Origin of the sequence: Nocardiopsis sp. TNDT3, from assembly GCF_003427465.1 — a bacterium.
Lineage (GTDB): Bacteria > Actinomycetota > Actinomycetes > Streptosporangiales > Streptosporangiaceae > Nocardiopsis > Nocardiopsis dassonvillei.
In genome coordinates this window covers 1-1,166 of sequence record NZ_QPFC01001263.1, presented here as the reverse complement: position 1 = coordinate 1,166, position 1,166 = coordinate 1, and the positions used below count along the sequence as shown (strand labels likewise).

Genomic DNA, 1,166 nt, shown 5'->3' with positions numbered 1-1,166 from the left:
GGGGTGTGTGCTCAGTGCGTCGGGGGACGGGGGTGTCGGCGGGAGAGGGTCTGGACCATGGCGTTGAGTGCTGGTTTGGGTGCGTAGGAGTCGTCGAAGGGCAGTGCGGCGGTGTAGCCGGGGAACCATTCGGGGATCCAGGAGTGCTGGTCGCTGACTCCCCACACGGACACGCGTACGCAGCGGGGTACGTCCAGGCAGGCCTGGACGACCTGTGCGTATTCGCGGGCCTGGTCCTGGAGGGCTCCGTTGGGGACGGGTTCGGGGATGCGTACGTCGAGTTCGCTGATGCTGACCTCCAGGCCCAGGTCGGTGAAGCGGCGTAGTTGTTCGGCGAGGTCGTCGGGGACGTGTCCGTGGATGAAGTGGCTCTGGAAGCCGATGCCGTGCAGGGGGACGTCGCGTTCGAGCAGGGTGGTCACCAGTTGGTAGAGGGCGTCGGTCTTGGGGCCGCCGCCTTCGATGCCGAACTCGTTGATGTAGAGGCGGGCCTGGGGGTCGATCTCGTGGGCCGTGGTGAGGGCCTCGGCGATGTAGTCCTCGCCCAGGACCTGGTACCAGAGGTTGTCGCGTAGGCGGGGGCCGCTGTCCTCGAAGGGTTCGTTGATGATGTCCCAGGAGGTGACGCGTCCTTGGTAGCGGCCCATGAGGGCCTGCATGTGTTCGCGGATGACCTGGCGTAGTTCGTCGGGGGTCCAGGTGCCTTGTGCGAGCCAGGCGGGTTGTTGGTTGTGCCAGAGCAGGGTGTGGCCGTGCACGGTGAGGTTGTTGCGTTCGGCGAAGTCGACGACGGTGTCGGGGCCGCTCCAGTCGAAGGTGTGGCGTCGGGGTTGGACGTACTCCCATTTCATGGTGTTCTCGGCGGTCAGGGAGGTGTAGTGCTCGGTGACCACCGAGCGGTACTCGCGGTCGTGGACGAGGGGGTTGACGGCTACGGCGACGCCCAGGTCGATGTCGCTCTGGCGGGCCAGGTGGGGGAGTTGTGCGGCGCCGGTGGATTCTGGTTGGGCGGGCAGGGTGAGGGCCAGGATCGCGGTGACCAGGAGGATGATCGCGCACAGGGCGGTGGCGGTCAGCAGGGCTCCGCGTCCGCGGGTGAGCGGGCGCCAGGGGGAGGAGGCCGTGCTGGGCATCTGGTCGGCTCTCACCTTCTACCGGGTGCCGGT

General features: G+C 67.4%; 1 protein-coding gene. It reads right to left on the bottom strand.

Going from position 1 to position 1,166, the window contains the following annotated elements; all coding sequences use genetic code 11:
• Positions 1–11 precede the first annotated feature (11 nt).
• Positions 12–1,133: an endo-1,4-beta-xylanase gene (locus DQW06_RS26645; protein ID WP_013153247.1), complete on the bottom strand. Its 1,122-nt coding sequence runs from the start codon at positions 1,131–1,133 to the stop codon at positions 12–14.
• Positions 1,134–1,166: the final 33 nt, after the last annotated feature.

Bases quoted from the DNA above. Each gene is read 5' to 3' on its own strand.
- DQW06_RS26645 (WP_013153247.1), bottom strand. From the start codon at position 1,133: ATGCCCAGCACGGCCTCCTCCCCCTGGCGCCCGCTCACCCGCGGACGC.